The organism is Methylobacterium sp. Leaf100, from assembly GCF_001422845.1.
Taxonomy (GTDB): domain Bacteria; phylum Pseudomonadota; class Alphaproteobacteria; order Rhizobiales; family Beijerinckiaceae; genus Methylobacterium.
The window spans coordinates 460771-478123 of sequence record NZ_LMMW01000012.1 but is presented as its reverse complement, the minus strand read 5'-3'; the positions used below and the strand labels follow the sequence as shown (position 1 = coordinate 478123).

Here is a 17353-nt window from a genome sequence, read left to right as displayed (position 1 = left end):
GCCGTCATGACCCGCGCCATCATGATCCAGGGCACCGGTTCGGATGTCGGCAAATCCCTCATCGTCGCCGGTCTGTGCCGCGCCTTCGCCCGGCGCGGGCTGCGGGTGCGGCCGTTCAAGCCGCAGAACATGTCGAACAACGCCGCCGTCACGGCCGATGGCGGCGAGATCGGACGGGCCCAGGCGCTTCAGGCGAGGGCCGCCGGAGTGGCGCCCTCGGTCCACATGAACCCGGTCCTCCTCAAGCCCCAGAGCGAGACCGGCAGCCAGATCGTGGTGCAGGGCCGGATGGTCGGCCAGGCCGCGGCCCGGGACTACCAGGGCTGGAAGCCGCGCCTCCTCGGGGCCGTGCTCGAAAGTTTCACCCATCTGAAAGCCGAGGCCGACCTCGTCGTGGTCGAGGGCGCCGGCTCGGCGTCGGAGGTGAATCTGCGCGCCGGCGACATCGCCAATATGGGCTTTGCCCGCGCGTCGAACACGCCGGTGATCCTGCTCGGCGACATCGACCGCGGCGGCGTCATCGCCAGCCTCGTCGGCACGAAGGTGGTGATCGACCCGGCCGACGCGGCGATGATCCGGGGCTTCCTCGTCAACCGCTTCCGCGGCGATCCGAGCCTGTTCGCCGACGGCATGGACCTCATCGCCCGCCACACGGGTTGGCCCAGCCTCGGGCTGATCCCGCATTTTCCGTCCGCCGTCCGCCTGCCCGCGGAGGACGTTCTGGGACTGGTCGGCTCCGAAGCAGGCGCGGCGGGTCGCACGGTGGTGGCCGTCCCCGTCCTGCCGCGCATCGCCAATTTCGACGATCTCGATCCTCTGCGGGGCGAGCCGAACGTCTCCGTGGTTCTGGTTCGTCCGGGGGAGCCGATCCCCGTGGCCGACCTCGTGCTCCTGCCGGGCTCGAAGACCACCATCGCGGACCTCGATGTCTTTCGGTCCGAGGGCTGGGATATCGATCTCGCCGCCCATGTCCGGCGCGGCGGCCGGGTGCTCGGCCTCTGCGGCGGCTACCAGATGCTTGGGCGCCGCCTCGCCGACCCGCACGGGATCGAGGGCGCCCCCCGGACGGTGCCGGGTCTTGGGCTCCTCGACGTCGAGACGGTGATGACCCCGGTCAAGCGCCTCGAGGCCGTCACCGGCACCTCGTTGCCCGACGGCGTACCGTTCTCGGGCTACGAGATGCACCTGGGTGATACCACCGGGCCCGACGCGGCGCGCCCGCTCGTTCGTTTCACCGATGGGCGCCTGGACGGGGCGATTTCGGCCGACGGCCGGGTCGCCGGCACCTACGTGCATGGCCTGTTCGCCGACGACGCGCAGCGCGCCGCGTGGCTCGCGCGCCTCGGCGCCCGGTCCGGCGGCCACGCCTACGAGGCGGGGATCGAGACCGTGCTCGACGCGCTCGCCGACCACCTAGAAGCCCATGTGGATTGCGACCGGCTGCTCGTCCTGGCGGCGTAGCGGGTCAGGCGTGGGGCGATCTTTGCGGAGGACTGGCGCGGCTGCCGGCATCGCCGTCATCGACTCCGTCGGCAATTCCCGCGGCTTCATCGTGCAGGATGCCACGCCGCGCATCCGCACTGGCGCGCCTTGGCCCCGGTCTAGGACCTCGCGGGTTGTCTCGGGCTGCGGGCCTGATGGTTCTCGGTACTGTCGGTGCTCCGCCGCGGTACTGCGCGTCGAAGCACGCCGGCGGTCGGTCAGGCCGGAGCAATATCGGTTCGACCCGTCCTGATGCGCCGAGCCGGCCGCCTATGGGATCGCCACCGCATATTCGCGCGGACCACCGTTCAGTATGCTGTCGAACACCACCAGCACCCGGCCTGGGCCGAGGCGCACGACGCCTTCGGGCTTCGCCCTGGAATCGTCGCCGTCCAATGGCGCAAGGGTGCCGAGCGCCGTGACCTTGCCGGACGACGGATCCGCGAGGAACAGCCCATAAGGCACCGACAAGCCGTTGCGGGTCGGACCCGAGAGGACGAGAAGGCGCCCGTCCGGCAGGGTGGTGAGATCGCGGATGCCGGCATCGGCCCCGAGGGCGAGGGGGATCGTCGTCGGTTTGACGTCGAGCGGCGCGTCGCCGGGGGCGAACAGGGGCGCGACGGGTACGGAGACGAGGAAGGCCCGTCCGTCGATGACGGGCGCGCGGAGACCCGCGTAGAGAGTGTCGCCGATGACCGCGAGGCCCTCGACGTTGAGACCGGAGAGCGGTTTGCCGCCCTCGCGGGGTTCCAGATCCTTCAGAAAATACGCGCCCACCGTATCGGCATTTCGCAGGGCGTCGCCGAGGCGGTAGGTCGTCTCCACCCTGGTCCCGGTGGCGTCGGCGCGCAGGCGCGCGAGGATCGCGGTGGAGAGCTTGAACTCCCGCCCCCGACGGCTGCAGCCATGCGAGCCGGTGACGTAGAAGTCGGGTGCCGCATACGCCACGGCCTCGCCGTCCATCTCGCGGTACGCGCCTTGGCCCAGGGTGCAGTCGCCCGTGGTCGGGGGCGCGCCGACGGTGGTGGTGGGCGGCTTGCGGCCGACGATGTCGACGACGGCGCCCGGGGTCAGCGTCGTGCCCTGGAGGGTGACGAACTGGGCGCCCGCCGCCTCGTCGTCCACCACGACGCAGTTGCGCCGACCGGCTTCGGCCGGCGCGCAGGCGATGCCGCTGATGTCCTCGGCCGGCTTGGTCTTCTTCTTCGTGATCTCGCCCGCCAGTCCCTCGGCGACGGCGTAGGGCTGCCCCACGGGCTGCAGCATCTCGGCCCGGGCCGGCGACAGGAACGCCAGTCCCCATGCGGCAGCGAAGAGGGAAGGACGAATCATGCGGTATCTCCGACGGACGGGCGGCGTCGCCGTGCTCATAGCAGCGCAACCGCGACGAGGGCGAACGTCACCGCGGTGAGGCCGAACAGCAGGAGGCACGCCGTGCGATAGAGGGCGAGCGCCCGCTCCACGTCGGCCGGGCCCGCCTCGGCGCGGCCATCGCCCATCCAGGCATCCTCGACTAAGGTCGCGCCGTAGACGCGCGGACCGGCGAGCCGTAGGCCGAGGGCTCCGGCCATGGCGGCCTCGGGCCACCCGGCGTTGGGCGAGCAGTGGCGTCGGGCGTCGCGCCGGAGGGCCCGCCATGCCGCGCCCGGCGAGGCGCCGCTCTGAAACAGCGCCGCCACGACGATGAGTCCGCCGGCGAGGCGCGAGGCCGGCAGGTTGACGAAGTCGTCCAGGCGGGCGGCGGCCCAGCCGTACGCTTCGTGGCGCGGGGTGCGATGGCCGATCATGCTGTCGGCGGTGTTGATCGCCTTGTAGAGCGCGCCGCCCGGCAGGCCGCCGACGCCGATCCAGAATGCCGGCGCCACGATCCCGTCGGAGAAGTTCTCGGCGAGACTCTCGATGGCGGCCCGGCAGATGCCGGCCTCGTCGAGGGTTTCGGGATTGCGTCCGACGATCATCGACACGGCGACGCGCCCGCCCGTCAAGCCGTCGTCACGAAGATCCGCCGCCACGCGGGCGACGTGGTCGTGCAGGCTACGTTGGGCCGGCAGGCTGGCGCAGAGCAGGCCGAGGGCCACGAGGCCGCCCCAGTTGCCGAACAGCGCCGCGGTGGCCGTGAGCCCGAAGGCGGTCCCGGCCACCGCGGCAAGAAGCAGGACCAGCCCAAACACGCCCATGATCCGGCGGCGGTTCTGGCGACCCGTGTTCAGCCCCCCGTCGAGCCGGCCGATGAGGGCGCCGATCCAGGTGACAGGGTGGCCGAGCGCCCTGTAGAGCCGGTCGGGATAGCCGGCGGCCGCCTCGACGGTCAGGGCGAGCAGCAGGATGGCGAGCGTATCGGGCGGATGGGTGAAGGCGGTCCAGGGCATGTGGGTTCGGTCAGCGAGCCAGTCCCCATCGCGCATGGCGGCGATCTCGACGCGGCGCGCACCCTGTTCCCGGATGCGCCGACACCGTGGATCGACCTCTCGACGGGGATCAATCCGGTGCCCTACCCGTGTCCGCCCCTCGAGGCCAGCGTGTTCCACCGCCTGCCGTCGTCGGCCGACCTCGCGGCCCTGAACGCGGCGGCGGCCCGGGCCTACGGTGTCGCCGATCCGCGCGGGATCGCGGCCGCCCCCGGCACGCAGATCCTCATCGAGACCCTGCCGCGCCTGTGGCCCCGCGCCCGTGTCGCCGTGGTGGGGCCGACCTATGCCGAGCACGCGGCCGCGTGGGGGAGGGCCGGCCATTCCGTCGTGGCCGTGTCGACGCTCGACGCGGAGGCCGACGTCGTGGTGGTGGTCAATCCGAACAACCCCGACGGGCGGACCTGGGACGGCGCCACGCTCCGCACGCACGCGGATCGGCTGGCGGCACGTGGCGGCCTCCTGGTGGTGGACGAAGCCTTCGCGGATCTCGAAACCGTCGACTCCCTCGGGCCGCATCTCCGGCCGGGTCTCGTGGTCCTGCGCTCCTTCGGCAAGACCTATGGGCTCGCTGGCATTCGACTCGGCTTCGCCCTGGCGGAGCCTACCCTTGCGGGCCGCCTCGCGGAGGCGCTCGGCCCCTGGGCGGTGTCGGGACCGGCGCTGGCCATCGGCCGGGCGGCGCTCGCCGATGCCGAATGGCGCTGCGCCGCGTCGGTCGCGCGCGGTGCCGATGCGGGACGCCTCGACCGGATGATCGCCCGCGCCGGTGGGCGGGTGGTCGGCGGAACTCTCCTGTTCCGCACGGCGGACTTCCCGAACGGGCCGGAACTGTTCGCGCGACTCGGCGCCGCCGGGATCTACGTCCGGCGCTTCGCCGCGGCCCCCGCGCGCCTGCGCTTCGGCCTGCCGGCGGACAGGACCGAATGGTGCCGGCTCTCCCGGGTCCTCAGGTAACCTTCGGCGTCCCGGGCTCGAGGATCGCGACGAGGAGGCCGGCGCCCGAGAGGGCGAGGCCCACGGCGCAGACGCCGGGCCAGCCGGCCATGAGGAAGGCTTGGCTGCCGGCGAAGGCCCCGAGCGCCCCGAACACGAACATCACCGTGAAAAGAACCGTGTTCACCCGTCCGCGCGCGCCCGGGACGAGGGCGTAGACCCGGGTCTGGTTGGCGATGAGTGCGCCGTTGAGGCCGATGTCGATGAGGAGAACGCCGAGCCCCACGGCCACGAGGGAGACGTTGCCGCCGGCCCACAGGACCACGAAGGCCGCCACCACGAACAGGCTGCCGGCCACCACCACGGGCCGGGCGCCGCGCCGGTCGGTGTAGCGGCCCGAGACCGGCGCGATGAACGCGCCGACGACCCCGATGACGCCGAACAGCCCGGCGCCGGCCGCCGTGAGATCGAAGGGCGGCGCTTCGACCAGGAGGGCGAGGGTCGTCCAGAACGCGTTGAAGCTCGCAAACAGCAATCCCTGGCACAGGCTGGAGCGGCGCAGGGCCGGCTGGGTGCGAACCAGATGGAGGATCGACACCATCAGGGCGCGGTAGCGCAGGGGCCTGGTCTGGGCCGTGCGCGGCAGGGTCGCGGCGGCGATCCCGGCGATGATCAGCGCCACGGCGCTGGCGGCGTAGAACACCGCGCGCCAGCCGTATTGCGCGCCCACGAAGCCACTCACCGTCCGCGCCAGGAGGATGCCGCTGAGGAGCCCGGTCATCACCTGGCCGACCATGCGGCCCCGGGTGGCGTCGGGGGCGAGTTCGGCGGCGAATGGCACCGCCTGCTGCGCGGCCGAGGCGAGGAACCCGATGGCGAGGCTCGCTCCTGCGAGCGCTCCGAGGTTGGGACTCATGGCCGCCGCCAGGAGGGCCACGGCGAGGCCGAGCATCTGCGCCAGGATCAGGCCGCGCCGCGGCAGGCTGTCGCCGATGGGCACGAGGCACAGAATGCCGAGGCCGTAGCCGACGAGGGAAGCGGTCGGCACCAGGACTGCCGCCCGGTCACCGAATTCGCTCACCAGCAGGGCGAGAAGGGGCTGGTTGTAGTAGATGTTCGCCACGGCGCCCCCGGCGATGAGGGTGAGGCCGAGGCGTGCCCGAAGGGTGAAGTCGTGGTCCGTCGCCGGTGCTGTTCCGCTCATGCCGCGCCCCGTGTCGCCGCCGGGCACCAAGCGCACGTCTCTGGCATGGCCGAAAGCGTCATGGCCGAAAACTTTCCGATCGGGGTGAGGAGGGGTGAGTAAGGCCCAGCGGGCCGTGTCGGCAAGGCCGGTGGAGCGGGCCGGCCGGACGCGTCGTCGCAGGACCGTTACCTTCGGATGAGCCCGTTCTCATGTTTTCGAGGTAGGGACTGCACGATTTGACGGCCAAGGCCACCCGAAGACGGCGTACAAGCCGGGCGAGGCTCTTGGAATACGCGGATTCTTGCGGTCTGATCGTGAACGGGATCGGGTGATGCCACGCTTCGTTCCACCGGAGCGCGGTGCCGGGTCCGATGACGGAGCCTCGCATGCCGAATTACCGTATCGAGTTCGCCAAGGAGATTCTCGGGGTACCGTTCCCCGTCGGCTCCGTTGCCATTGTTCGAGCCCGCGATCCCATGCGGGCCCTGCGCGCTGCCGAATTGCGCTTCGCGCGCCAGCACGGGGTCGAGGATTGGCGGGAGCGGGCCGACCGGGCCGAGATCATTGCCGGCGGGGATGCGCGCTGAGGGATACGGCGTTCCTTTCTCGTATCCGAGTCCACGCAGGCGTTCGGCGGTTCCGCGGAAAGAGCCTTCGTCCATCCCTCGCCGAAGCTTGGGGGCCGTGACTGCGAACCCGCCTCGGTCCCTGGTCCTTCGAGTGGGGCCGTCATAGAAGGTTCGTCGAACCCTGCGCGGATGCGTGGGGTGGATACGCCCGGTCCGGGCGCCAGCACGGGGACGGGCAGCTTCCATGGCGGCGATCTCTTTCTTCGGCGATCTGCTGCAGACCATCAGCGACCGCGGCCGCGACCTCATCGGGTTCGGACGCGGCGACCTCGCCGCCCGTGCCGATCCGGGGGAACTCGTCAAGCTCTGCGAGGATCTCATTTCCCGCCGCGGCGAAGCCTCGGGCGTCGCCCTCGCCCGCCTTATCCTCGACCGCTACGCCAGCCTCGCCCGGCCCGAACGGGCGAGCTTTCTCCGCCTCGTCGCCACCGAGTTCGCCGCCGACCACGAGGCTGTCGACGAGGCCATCGCGGCCTACCGTGCCGACCCGACCCGGGCGGCGCTCGGCGTTCTGCACGACGCAGCCGAGCCGCGCAGCCAGGAACTGATCCGCCGCCTCAACCTCGCCCGGGACGGCACCCTCGCGCTGGTCCGCATGCGGGAGGACCTGCTCGGGCTACGCCGCGCCCTGCGGGACGAGGAGGCCGACCCCGATCTCATCGACGCGGCCGACAGCCTCGACAGCGATTTCGAGCATCTGTTCGCCTCGTGGTTCAACCGCGGCTTCCTCGTGCTGCGCCACATCGACTGGACGACGCCCGCCCACATCCTCGAGAAGATCATCCGCTACGAGGCGGTCCATGCCATCGCCGACTGGGACGACCTGCGCCGTCGCATCGAACCCCGTGACCGGCGCTGCTTCGCGTTCTTCCACCCGGCCCTCGTCGACGAGCCGCTGATCTTCGTGGAGGTGGCGCTCACCGCCGCCATCGCCCCGGCCATCGCCCCGATCCTGGCCCACGAGCGCGAGATCCTGGCGCCGCGCGCGGCCACCACGGCGATCTTCTACTCGATCTCGAACTGCCAGAAGGGGCTCGCCGGCGTCACCTTCGGCAACTTTCTCATCAAGCAGGTGGTGGAGGATCTCGCCCGCGAGATTCCGAGCCTGAAGACCTTCGTCACCCTGTCGCCGGTACCGGGCTTCGCGACGTGGCTCGACCGCGAGCGCCGGGCCGACGCGCCGCAGGGGCTGACCCGCGAGGATGTCGAGGCCCTGCGGATCATCGACGAGCCGGACTGGCAGGCCGACAAGACGAAGTGCGAGGCCGTCCGCAAGGCGATGATCCCGGCGGCCGCCGCCTACTTCCTCCGCGCCAAGAACGAGCGCGGCAAGCCCCTCGACCCCGTCGCCCGGTTCCACCTCGGCAACGGGGCCCGGCTGGAACGCCTGAACTTCCTCGGCGACGTCTCGGCCAAGGGGCTGGCCCAGTCCCGTGGGCTGATGGTGAATTACCTTTACGACCTCGCGGCCATCGAGAAGAACCACGAGACCTACGCCAACCTCGGGACCGTCGCCGCTTCCAGCGCGGTGAGCCGCGAGTTGCGCAACAATCTGCCGCCCACCCGCGCCGTGGCTCTCGCCGACGCGTGAGAGTTCGACCGAAAGCCACCTGAAGCCCGCATGCCCAATCACCTCTTCGATCTCGTCCGCGGCAACCTGCCTGCCGATCCGACCACGAAAGCCTTCGTCGAGACGGGAGACGGCACGCACTTCACCTATGCCGACCTGCTCGCGCGTTCGGCCGCTTACGCGGGGGCCCTCGTCGGGCTTGGGGTGAAGCCCGGCGACCGGGTCGCGGTCCAGGCCGAGAAGAGCCCTGAATTCCTGTTCCTGTACCTTGGGACCGTGCGGGCCGGGGCGGTGTTCCTGCCGCTGAACACCGCCTACACCGCCCACGAGGTCGCCTACTTCCTCTTGGACGCGGAACCCTCGGTGTTCGTGTGCGATCCGGGCAAGCACGGGGCCTTGGAGGCGATCGCGCGCGATGCCGGCGTGGCGCAGGTGCGGACCCTCGATGCATCCGGGCGCGGGAGCATGGTCGCGGCGGCGGATGCGGCGGCGGATGACTTCACCGACGTGGCGCGCGGGGCCGACGATCTCGCCGCCATCCTCTACACCTCCGGCACCACCGGGCGCTCCAAGGGCGCCATGCTCACCCACGAGAACCTCGCCTCGAACGCCCGGACCCTGGCGGCGTTCTGGCGCTTCACGGCCGACGACGTGCTGCTGCACGCCCTTCCGGTGTTTCACACCCACGGCCTGTTCGTCGCCACCAACACCGTTCTGGCCACGGGCGGCACGCTCCTGTTCCTGGCGAAGTTCGATGCGGCGCAGGTTCTCGGGCTGATGCCGCGTGCGACGGCGATGATGGGCGTGCCGACCTTCTACACCCGCCTTCTCAGGGAACCGGGACTCGATCCCGACGCCACGAAGGCGATCCGGCTGTTCGTCTCCGGCTCGGCGCCCCTCCTGGCTGACACGCACCGCGACTGGCAGGCCCGCACGGGCCACGCCATCCTCGAGCGCTACGGCATGACCGAGACCAACATGAACACCTCGAACCCGTATGACGGGGCCCGTGTCGCCGGCACCGTCGGATCGGCGCTGCCGGGCGTCGTTGTCCGGGTGGTGGACCCCGAGACGGGGGCCGCACTCGGCACCGACGCCGTTGGCATGATTGAGGTGAAGGGCCCCAACGTGTTCCAGGGCTACTGGCGCATGCCGGAGAAGACCGCGGCCGAGTTCAAGGCCGACGGGTTCTTCATCACCGGCGACCTCGGCAAGATCGACGCCGACGGCTACGTGCACATCGTCGGGCGCGGCAAGGACCTCATCATCACCGGTGGCTACAACGTCTATCCGAAGGAGGTCGAGAACGAGATCGATGCCCTGCCGGGTGTGGTTGAATCGGCGGTGATCGGCTTGGCCCACGCCGATTTCGGTGAAGGCGTCGCGGCCGTGGTCGTCGCCCGGGAGGGCGCTCCCGACGAGGCCACGATCCTGCGCACCCTCGAGGCGCGGCTCGCCCGCTACAAGTGCCCCAAGCGGGTGCTGTTCGTGGAGGATCTGCCGCGCAACGCCATGGGCAAGGTCCAGAAGAACGTCCTGCGGGAAACCCATGCGGATCTTTTTCGCACCTGACGCAGGCGCCTGCGGCGCGCCTGGAAGATCCACGCCTGCGGCACCTTTGGAACGTCCGCATCCGCGTTGACGTTTGTCCGAGCGTAAGCTCAAGCTTGGCTTCCTGATCCAACCGGTCCACGCTGCGATGTCTTCCTCCCCCGAACCGGCGACCGCTTCGAGCGGCGCGGCTTCCGTGCTGTGGACCCTGGCCATGGGGGCGGCCCTCGTCGCCCTCGCGGCCGGCACGAGCGGGCGGCCACGACGGGATGGACCCGCCGCCGCGCCCGAGCCCGACCGGTGCCGGGAGGAGGGGGCGCGCTCCCACAGCGGGCGCTCCGCCGAATGGGTCGCGGCCACGCAGGTCGAGCGCGGTCGCGCCGCCCGGACCCCGATGGAGATCACCTCCAAGGGCTGGAAGGACATCCTGTTCCGGGTCTACCTCGAGTTCAACAAGGACCGGGTGCTGTCGGTCGCCGCCGGGGTGACGTTCTACACCCTCCTGTCCCTGTTCCCGGCCATCGCCGCCCTGGTCACCTGCTACGGCCTCGTCGCCGATGTCGGATCCATCAACGAGCATCTGGCGAGCCTGCAGGGCGTGCTGCCGTCGGGGGCCATCGAGATCATCGGCGATCAGGTCAAGCGCATCGCCGCCAAGGGCGGAGGGTCCCTGGGGCTGACCTTCTTCACGAGTCTTCTCATCTCCCTCTGGAGCGCCAACGCCGCCATGAAGGCGATGTTCGATGCCCTCAATGTGGTCTACGAGGAGGAGGAGAAGCGCTCGTTCGTGATGCTGAACCTGCGTTCGCTCACCTTCACCATCGGCGCCCTGCTGTTCACGATCTTCGCGCTGTCGAGCATCGTCGTGCTGCCCCTCGTGTTCACCTTCGTGGGCTTCAGCGACACCGCCTGGCTTCTGGCGCAGCTGCGCTGGCCGGCTATGCTGGTGGTGGTGCTCGGCGGCCTGTCGCTGCTCTATCGCTACGGGCCGAGCCGGGAGCGGCCGCGCTGGCGCTGGGTCGGCGTCGGCGGCGCCGTCGCCGGCGTGCTGTGGCTCATCGCCTCGATCTTGTTCTCCTGGTACGTCTCGAGCTTCGGCAACTACAACGAGACCTACGGATCCCTCGGGGCGGCCATCGGCTTCATGACGTGGATCTGGATCTCGACGACCATCGTGCTGCTCGGCGGCGAGATCAACGCCGAGATGGAGCACCAGACCGCGCACGACACCACCACGGGCGCTCCCTTGCCCATGGGCGCACGCCGGGCCCGGATGGCCGACACCCTCGGCGCCGTGGCCTGACGCCCGGCCTCCTCGGGGCGGGGTCGGGACCCTATCTAGGGGACACACCGTTTCCTCTCGATGGATCAGATCATGACCGCACCGACCGCCGACACCCGCACCGACGCCGAATGGCGCGAGATTCTTTCCCCCGAGCAGTACCGTGTCCTGCGTGGGCACGGCACCGAGCGCGCCGGAACGAGCTGCCTCAACGCGGAGAAACGTCCGGGCGTGTTTCATTGTGCCGGGTGCGATGCCCCGCTGTTCGAGAACGGCACCAAGTTCGAATCCGGCACCGGCTGGCCGAGCTTCTTCGCGCCGTTCCCCGACGCGGTCGAGACCCAGGTCGACCGCAGCCATTGGATGACCCGGACGGAGGCCCATTGCGCCCGGTGCAAGGGCCATCTCGGCCACGTCTTCGACGACGGACCCGCCCCCACCGGCCTGCGCTACTGCATGAACGGGGTTTCGCTCCGCTTCGAACCCGAGGCGTGAGACGGATCGGTTCCGAAGGTCGTATGACCCGCTGAGCTGGGGACGGCGCGGTGGATCGCGGGGGTGGTCCGGCGCGCGATCTTGATTTCTGTGGTGTTTTGCTTAGTCCCGAGAGTCAATTTTTAAATGAATACCGCAGCTTCGGTCTGGGAAGGGGATGCCCGATGCATTCCTTTCCGGATCGAGACGCCCTCGATTGTCAGTCCGGCGGATCTTCGACCGTGGGACGAACAGACCTCCGGAGAGTCCGCAATGAGCATCGTCCGCCGGTTCCTCGTCGCCCCGTCCCTCGTTCGCCTGATCCGCAAGGAGCGTGGTGGCGCACGGGTCACCGAGGGCTACTTCGCGCCCCAGGCCGGCCGGGTCTCGTACGTTCGGGTCGATGGCCAGCAATGCCATCTCGTCCTCGTCAACACGGATCAGAACGGCGCTTCGAGCGAGGAGCGCACGGACGTGCCGCGCGCCCATGGCGACGCCCTCCTCGACGTTTGCAGCGGCAAGGCGCAGTACGACCGCACGGTGATCGCGCTCGGTGCCGGCCGTGAGGCGCGGGTCGACCGTTACGTCGCCCCGGGCAATCTCGACCTCGTGAGCGTGACCTTCGACGAGATCGGAGACGCCAACGGCTTCTCCGTGCCGGTCTGGTTCGGCCCCGAGGTGTCCGGCGACGCGGCGTACGAGCGCCATGCCGTCGCCCTCCAGGGCGTACCTCAGCCGGGCGAGATCGCCCTGAGCAACGCGGCCCTGGAAGCGGTGCTCGACCTCGTCGAGCCCCGGTTCGGCTTCGGCCGCTACGGCGGCGCGTCGGGTGCCGCCGCGAAGCCGGCGGACGAGGACGGGATGATGAAGGCCTTGCGCCGGGTCGCCGGGGGTGGAGCCGCAGCCCAGCCCAGCCCGCAGGCCGCGGCCCCTGCGCCGGTCGCGGCGCCCGAGCCTGCTCACCCGGAGGCTGGCCAGAACGACGCCCGCATCGACGAGGTCATCGAGAGCCTGTCGCAGGCACTCGGCAATCCGCAGCCCCTGCCGCCGGAGGGCGAGCCCGCCCAGCCGGCGCGTGCCGAAGAGGCTGCGGGCGAATTCGAACGCTGGACTGTCCGCCCGCGCCGCAACCAGACCTGATCGGCGTCCCCGATCGGCCTGATGAAGGTGGCACGTTTGAGAATGTCACTTTCATCCCTGCCTGTGCGATTGAGTGGTGCACGCAACTTCGCTAGCGTCGTGGGCAAGAAACACGAAAGCGTGCGCGGTTCAGTGCACGGGCGAGGGAACCATGGCCCAGGCGATGACACACGGCACGGCGGCCGAGCCCCCCCGGGTGGCCGAGCCCTGGTACAAGGTTCTCTACATCCAGGTGCTGATCGCCATCGCGCTCGGCATCCTGCTCGGCTACCTCCATCCGGAATGGGGCAAGTCGGTCAAATGGTTGGGCGACGCCTTCATCGCTCTGATCAAGATGATGATCGCGCCGATCATCTTCTGTACCATCGTGCACGGTATCGCATCCATCGGTGACCTGAAGAAGGTCGGCCGCGTCGGCCTGAAGGCCCTCGTCTATTTCGAGGTGGTGTCCACCATCGCGCTTCTCATCGGCATCCTCGTCGGCGAGGTGGTGAAGCCCGGCGCCGGCTTCAACGCCGACGTGACGAAGCTCGATGGCAAGGCCGTCGAGAAATACGCAAAGTTGGCCGCCGACGACTCCGTGACGGGCCACATCATGGCGCTGATCCCGAAGAGCTTCTTCGATGCGTTCGCCACCGGCGACCTGCTTCAGGTACTGCTGATCTCGATCCTCACCGGTGTCGTCGTCACCGGCATGGGCAAGCGCGGCGAGGCCATCACCCACGCCATCGACACGATGGGGCAGATCTTCTTCCGCATCATCGGCCTCGTGGTGAAGCTCGCGCCCATCGGCGCCTTTGGCGCCATGGCCTTCACCATCGGTCAGTACGGCATCGGCAAGGTCGTCGATCTCGCCTGGCTCGTCGGCACCTTCTACGTCACCGCCTTCCTGTTCGTGGTGATCGTGCTCGGCGGCATCGCCCGGATCGCCGGCTTCTCGATCTTCAAGTTCCTGGCCTACATCAAGGACGAACTCCTGATCGTGCTCGGCACCTCCTCCTCCGAGACGGTGCTGCCGCACATGATGACGAAGATGCGCCGGCTCGGTGCCTCGGACTCCGTTGTCGGACTCGTGATCCCGACGGGGTACTCGTTCAACCTCGACGGCACCAACATCTACATGACGCTGGCGAGCCTGTTCCTCGCCCAGGCCGTGGGCGCGGACTTGTCGTTCGGCCAGTATGCGACCATCATCCTCGTGGCGATGCTGACCTCGAAGGGGGCCTCCGGTGTGACGGGCGCCGGCTTCATCACCCTGGCGGCCACGCTCTCGGCCATTCCCAACAACCCGGTGCCGGTGGCCGCCATGACCCTGATCCTCGGTGTCGACAAGTTCATGTCCGAGTGCAGGGCCATCACCAATCTCATCGGCAACGGCGTCGCAACCGTCGTGGTCAGCCGCTGGGAGGGCGAACTCGACCGGGAGAAGCTGCGTCAGGTGATGGACAACCCCATCGCCATCGGTACGGACATCTCGGATCACGCACCCAACATGGACCCGATCACCACGCCGTCCGCGGCGTCGGCGCCCATCCCCGTCCCCGCACGCTGATCGGAACGTCTTGCGCCTCGGAATCGACCTCGGCGGCACCAAGATCGCCGGGGTCGTCCTCGACGCGGCGGGCATGATGCGGGCCGAGGCCCGTGTCCCCACGCCACGCGACGATTACTCAGGCACCCTCGCGGCCATCGCGGCCCTGGTCGAAGGCCTCGAATCCCGCACCGGCCCCGTCCGCAGTGTCGGGGTCGGAATGCCGGGGGCCATCGCGCCGGCCACCGGTCTGGTCAAGAACGCCAACTCGACATGGCTGAACGGCCGTCCCTTCGCCGACGACCTCGTTCACGCCCTCGGCCGCCCCGTGCGCGTCGAGAACGACGCCAATTGCCTCGCCGTATCGGAGGCCGTCGACGGGGCGGGTGCCGGTGCCGCCGTGGTCTGGGCGATCATTCTCGGCACCGGCGTTGGCTCAGGCATCGCCCTCGAAGGACGAGCCCTCGCCGGGCGGTTGCGTATCGCCGGCGAGTGGGGCCACAATCCTCTCCCCGCACCCCGTGACGATGAGCGCCCGGGACCCGCCTGCTATTGCGGCCGCTCCAGTTGTATCGAAACGTGGTTGTCCGGACCCGCACTCGCCGCCGACCATGCCCGGCGCAGCGGGCGGCCCATCACCGCCGAAGCCGTCGTGGCGGCGATGCGCGCAGGCGATCCCGTCGCGCAGGAAACGTTCGCGCGCTACCGCGACCGCCTCGGCCGGGCTTTGGCGCAGGTCGTCAACATCCTCGATCCCGTTATCATCGTGATCGGCGGCGGGCTGTCGCGTCTGCCCGAGTTGTTCGAGGGCCTGACGGAGCTCACTGCCCCGCACGTGTTCTCGGACCGCTTCGACACGCCCATTCGTCCGAGCCTGCATGGCGACGCCTCCGGAGTCAGAGGGGCGGCCTGGCTGTGGGACCCTGGTACCGATGGCGCCTGACGCGCCGTGAGGAGACGAGACCCCTTGTCAGGGGCAAGAATTGCACATAAACATATCTTTATGTCTATCGCAGGCCCCATAGCGGACTCATCGGTGCCGTTCACGCATGCCCTCGGCGTGCTGCGCGCGGCGGCCGAAGAGACGCGCCTGCGTATCCTCGCCCTGCTGGCGGACGGAGAATTGTCGGTCTCCGACCTCACCGACATCCTCGGTCAGTCGCAGCCGCGCATCTCCCGGCACCTCAAGCTTCTCGTGGAAGCCGGTCTCGTGGAGCGCCATCGCGAAGGAGCCTGGGCGTTCTTTCGCCTCGTCGATGGCCGCGCCGGCCTCGTCGACCCCCTCATCGCCGGGCTCGACTCCCGAAGTGCTCCGATCTCCGAGGATCGGGCGCGACGCGAAGCCGTGCGGGCGCAGCGCGCCGAGGCGGCCCAGACCTTCTTCGCGCGTCTCGCTCCGAAGTGGGATCACCTGCGCTCGCTCCATGTGCCGGAGGCCACCGTCGAGGCCGCCGTGCTCGATGCGCTGGGCAACCGGCCGATTCACAACCTCATCGATCTCGGCACCGGCACCGGCCGGATGCTCGGACTGCTCGCCGGCCGGGCCAGCCGGGCGACGGGCCTCGATTCCAACCATGCCATGCTGTCGGTGGCGCGCGCCAACCTCGAGCGGGCCGGCCTGTCGCGGGTCGATCTGCGGCAGGGCGACATCCATGCTCCGCCGTTCGGGCGCGGCAGCTTCGATCTGGTGCTGGTTCACCAGGTCTTGCATTACCTCGACGATCCGGCTCGCGCCCTGCGCGAAGCCGTGCGGCTCGTGGCGCCGGGGGGGCGTCTCCTCGTGGTGGATTTCGCGCCCCACGATCTCGAGTTCCTGCGTGAAACCCAGGCCCATCGCCGCCTCGGCTTCGCACCCGAGCAGGTGACGGGCTGGCTCAACGATGCGGGGCTGTCCACCGTCACCACCCGCGATCTCGCCCCTCCGCCGGCCCTGGCCCACCACCAGCTCACCGTGACGCTCTGGCTCGCCTCCGAAGCCGAAGAGGCCGGGCTTGAGCGGGCCGTCGCCTGACCGACGCACGTCACATCCTGTTCGCGATCCGTCTGAACCGACCGACATTGAGGACGACCCCGATGCCCACCGCCTCCCAACACCGCGCCAGCCGCGACGGCTACCGTCCGATCAGCGTCTCCATCGAGTTTTTCCCGCCGAAGACCGACGAGATGGAGAAGATCCTGTGGTCGTCCATCGAGCGCCTGGCGCCGCTACAGCCGAAATTCGTCTCGGTGACCTACGGCGCCGGCGGATCGACCCGTGAGCGCACCCACAACACCGTGGCCCGCATGGTCCGGGAGACGGGTCTCAGGCCCGCCGCCCACCTCACCTGCGTCGATGCCACCCGCGAGGAGATCGACGCCGTCGTGCAATCCTACTGGGATGCCGGCGTGCGCCACATCGTGGCCCTGCGCGGCGACCCTCAGGACGGCGTCGGTACGACTTATCGTCCGCATCCGGGCGGCTATGCCCAGACGGCGGACCTCGTCGCCGGGATCAAGCGCATCGGCGACTTCAAGGTCTCGGTCTCGGCCTACCCTGAAAAGCATCCCGAGGCCGCCAGCCTCGACGCCGACATCGACGCGCTGAAGGCCAAGGTCGACGCCGGTGCCGATCAGGCGATCACGCAGTTCTTCTTCGAGAACGACATCTACCTGCGCTACGTCGACAAGGTGCGGGCGGCGGGCATCGATATCCCGATCATCCCGGGCATCCTCCCCGTCCAGAACTTCAAGCAATCGGCCAACTTCGCCCGCCGCACCGGCGCCTCGGTGCCGTACTGGCTCGCCGCCCGCTTCGAAGGGCTCGACAACGATGCCGACACCCGCCGCCTCGTGGCGGCGGCGGTGGCGGCCGAACAGGTGCTCGATCTCGTCGATCGCGGCGTCAACGACTTCCACTTCTACTCGATGAACCGTTCCGACCTCGTCTACGCCATCTGCCATCTCCTCGGCCTGCGTTCGCAGGCCCCGAAGGTGGCGGCGGCGAAAGCGGCCTGAGCGCACGCGTTCGACCATCCCAGAATCTCATCCTGAGGCGCCCGCGTCGGCGGGCCTCGCAGGAGGACACCAGCACCAATGTGCGAACGAGAGCCCTCCTTCGAGGCCTCCGCTTCGCTCCGGCACCTCAGCACGAGGTGGTTTGATGGGACCCAGCGTCTCCAAGGATA

15 protein-coding genes are annotated in these 17353 nt (G+C 69.5%); 12 read left to right on the top strand and 3 right to left on the bottom strand.

All coding sequences use genetic code 11. The annotated features are described in order from the left end of the window. The first annotated feature begins 6 nt into the window (after window positions 1–6). A complete protein-coding gene (locus ASF25_RS10215) occupies window positions 7–1461 on the top strand; it encodes a cobyric acid synthase (RefSeq protein ID WP_200927288.1) in 1455 nt (484 codons plus the stop codon). A gap of 291 nt (window positions 1462–1752) precedes the next feature. On the opposite strand, the gene ASF25_RS10210 is transcribed toward ASF25_RS10215, so the two are convergent. After that, complete coding sequence (locus ASF25_RS10210) at window positions 1753–2814, bottom strand: DUF3616 domain-containing protein (protein ID WP_244472969.1); 1062 nt, start codon at window positions 2812–2814, stop codon at window positions 1753–1755. Window positions 2815–2849: 35 nt separating this feature from the next. Then, the gene (gene cbiB, locus ASF25_RS10205; RefSeq protein ID WP_056304507.1) at window positions 2850–3851 is read right to left on the bottom strand and encodes an adenosylcobinamide-phosphate synthase CbiB; all 1002 of its coding nucleotides are present in this window, start codon (window positions 3849–3851) and stop codon (window positions 2850–2852) included. On the opposite strand from cbiB, the gene cobD reads away from it, so the two are divergent. Then, window positions 3852–4847, top strand: coding sequence for a threonine-phosphate decarboxylase CobD (gene cobD, locus ASF25_RS10200; RefSeq protein WP_244472968.1), 996 nt, complete (start codon window positions 3852–3854; stop codon window positions 4845–4847). It abuts the gene before it with no gap. On the opposite strand, the gene ASF25_RS10195 is transcribed toward cobD, so the two are convergent. Further along, the gene (locus tag ASF25_RS10195) at window positions 4840–6030 is read right to left on the bottom strand and encodes an MFS transporter (protein WP_056170266.1); all 1191 of its coding nucleotides are present in this window, start codon (window positions 6028–6030) and stop codon (window positions 4840–4842) included. The genes cobD and ASF25_RS10195 overlap by 8 nt on opposite strands. Window positions 6031–6398: 368 nt before the next feature. On the opposite strand from ASF25_RS10195, the gene ASF25_RS10190 reads away from it, so the two are divergent. The 10 genes from ASF25_RS10190 (at window position 6399) to metF (ending at window position 17183) form a co-directional block, all read left to right on the top strand. Continuing rightward, the gene (locus ASF25_RS10190) at window positions 6399–6599 is read left to right on the top strand and encodes a hypothetical protein (protein ID WP_056304506.1); all 201 of its coding nucleotides are present in this window, start codon (window positions 6399–6401) and stop codon (window positions 6597–6599) included. A 226-nt stretch (window positions 6600–6825) separates the two neighbouring features. Then, window positions 6826–8232, top strand: a complete 1407-nt coding sequence (locus ASF25_RS10185) for a malonyl-CoA decarboxylase (RefSeq protein ID WP_056304505.1) — start codon at window positions 6826–6828, stop codon at window positions 8230–8232. Between the two features lie 30 nt (window positions 8233–8262). Beyond that, on the top strand, window positions 8263–9783 hold the full coding sequence (locus ASF25_RS10180) for a malonyl-CoA synthase (RefSeq protein ID WP_056304504.1): 1521 nt from the start codon (window positions 8263–8265) through the stop codon (window positions 9781–9783). A 127-nt stretch (window positions 9784–9910) separates the two neighbouring features. Then, window positions 9911–11065 carry a YihY/virulence factor BrkB family protein gene (locus ASF25_RS10175; protein WP_056260922.1) on the top strand — a complete coding sequence of 385 codons (1155 nt, stop codon included), beginning with the start codon at window positions 9911–9913 and terminating at the stop codon, window positions 11063–11065. A 72-nt stretch (window positions 11066–11137) separates the two neighbouring features. Next, window positions 11138–11539, top strand: coding sequence for a peptide-methionine (R)-S-oxide reductase MsrB (msrB, locus tag ASF25_RS10170; RefSeq protein ID WP_244472967.1), 402 nt, complete (start codon window positions 11138–11140; stop codon window positions 11537–11539). 252 nt (window positions 11540–11791) lie between these two features. After that, window positions 11792–12658: a hypothetical protein gene (locus ASF25_RS10165; RefSeq protein WP_056304503.1), complete on the top strand. Its 867-nt coding sequence runs from the start codon at window positions 11792–11794 to the stop codon at window positions 12656–12658. A gap of 151 nt (window positions 12659–12809) precedes the next feature. After that, on the top strand, window positions 12810–14210 hold the full coding sequence (locus ASF25_RS10160) for a dicarboxylate/amino acid:cation symporter (RefSeq protein ID WP_056170246.1): 1401 nt from the start codon (window positions 12810–12812) through the stop codon (window positions 14208–14210). A gap of 10 nt (window positions 14211–14220) precedes the next feature. Beyond that, window positions 14221–15132: an ROK family protein gene (locus ASF25_RS10155; RefSeq protein ID WP_056304502.1), complete on the top strand. Its 912-nt coding sequence runs from the start codon at window positions 14221–14223 to the stop codon at window positions 15130–15132. Window positions 15133–15192: 60 nt separating this feature from the next. Beyond that, on the top strand, window positions 15193–16200 hold the full coding sequence (locus ASF25_RS10150; protein ID WP_056170241.1) for a metalloregulator ArsR/SmtB family transcription factor: 1008 nt from the start codon (window positions 15193–15195) through the stop codon (window positions 16198–16200). Window positions 16201–16262: 62 nt separating this feature from the next. Continuing rightward, window positions 16263–17183 (top strand): methylenetetrahydrofolate reductase [NAD(P)H], encoded by a 921-nt coding sequence (gene metF, locus ASF25_RS10145; RefSeq protein ID WP_056260709.1) that lies wholly within the window; start codon window positions 16263–16265, stop codon window positions 17181–17183. Window positions 17184–17353 lie beyond the last annotated feature (170 nt).

Bases quoted from the DNA above. Each gene is read 5' to 3' on its own strand.
- ASF25_RS10215 (WP_200927288.1), top strand. From the start codon at position 7: ATGACCCGCGCCATCATGATCCAGGGCACCGGTTCGGATGTCGGCAAA.
- ASF25_RS10210 (WP_244472969.1), bottom strand. From the start codon at position 2,814: ATGATTCGTCCTTCCCTCTTCGCTGCCGCATGGGGACTGGCGTTCCTG.
- cbiB (WP_056304507.1), bottom strand. From the start codon at position 3,851: ATGCCCTGGACCGCCTTCACCCATCCGCCCGATACGCTCGCCATCCTG.
- ASF25_RS10195 (WP_056170266.1), bottom strand. From the start codon at position 6,030: ATGAGCGGAACAGCACCGGCGACGGACCACGACTTCACCCTTCGGGCA.
- ASF25_RS10190 (WP_056304506.1), top strand. From the start codon at position 6,399: ATGCCGAATTACCGTATCGAGTTCGCCAAGGAGATTCTCGGGGTACCG.
- ASF25_RS10185 (WP_056304505.1), top strand. From the start codon at position 6,826: ATGGCGGCGATCTCTTTCTTCGGCGATCTGCTGCAGACCATCAGCGAC.
- ASF25_RS10180 (WP_056304504.1), top strand. From the start codon at position 8,263: ATGCCCAATCACCTCTTCGATCTCGTCCGCGGCAACCTGCCTGCCGAT.
- ASF25_RS10175 (WP_056260922.1), top strand. From the start codon at position 9,911: ATGTCTTCCTCCCCCGAACCGGCGACCGCTTCGAGCGGCGCGGCTTCC.
- msrB (WP_244472967.1), top strand. From the start codon at position 11,138: ATGACCGCACCGACCGCCGACACCCGCACCGACGCCGAATGGCGCGAG.
- ASF25_RS10165 (WP_056304503.1), top strand. From the start codon at position 11,792: ATGAGCATCGTCCGCCGGTTCCTCGTCGCCCCGTCCCTCGTTCGCCTG.
- ASF25_RS10160 (WP_056170246.1), top strand. From the start codon at position 12,810: ATGGCCCAGGCGATGACACACGGCACGGCGGCCGAGCCCCCCCGGGTG.
- ASF25_RS10150 (WP_056170241.1), top strand. From the start codon at position 15,193: ATGTCTATCGCAGGCCCCATAGCGGACTCATCGGTGCCGTTCACGCAT.
- metF (WP_056260709.1), top strand. From the start codon at position 16,263: ATGCCCACCGCCTCCCAACACCGCGCCAGCCGCGACGGCTACCGTCCG.